This is a genomic window from Treponema endosymbiont of Eucomonympha sp., assembly GCF_001028545.1.
Map to the genome: position 1 here is coordinate 1 of NZ_BBPW01000652.1, position 442 is coordinate 442.

At 53.6% G+C, this 442-nt stretch carries 1 protein-coding gene; it reads right to left on the reverse strand.

Annotation, left to right across the window (positions count from 1 at the left end; all coding sequences use genetic code 11):
* Positions 1–213: 213 nt before the first annotated feature.
* A partial coding sequence (locus AWU74_RS08495; protein WP_306701125.1) for a nitrogenase component 1 occupies positions 214–442 on the reverse strand: 229 nt, incomplete at its 5' end.

Here is a 442-nt window from a genome sequence, read left to right on the forward strand (position 1 = left end):
CTGGCTAAAGCAGCGCTCACGATTTTGGAGTGTGCCGCAACGCGACTGGTGTACCAAATCGTGCAGGTCGCCGTTGTAACCGGTAATAGAACCCAGTCGGTTTTCCCGCGTGCCTACCGTCGGCTCGTTCAGTCTTCCTTCAATATCAATAGCCATAGTTTCTCCTGTTATAGAACAAAATCCCCTCCCAAACTCCGTGTCAAGTCGCGTAACTTATGTGTTGGAATACAAGTCTTCCAAAAACGCAAGCGCCCCTCGGTAGCCCGCAATAGCGCGGTTGAATATCAGCCGCTCCGTATTGGGATATGAGGCGACCAAAAATTGAATGTTCCGCTGCGTCGCGTATTCTCGCTCGTTGGTGCTGCCGACGACGAGCGACAATTCCGGGAAGCGCGACAGCGCCTGATTGATTTCCCACTGGTCGCCCGTGAACACCACCTCC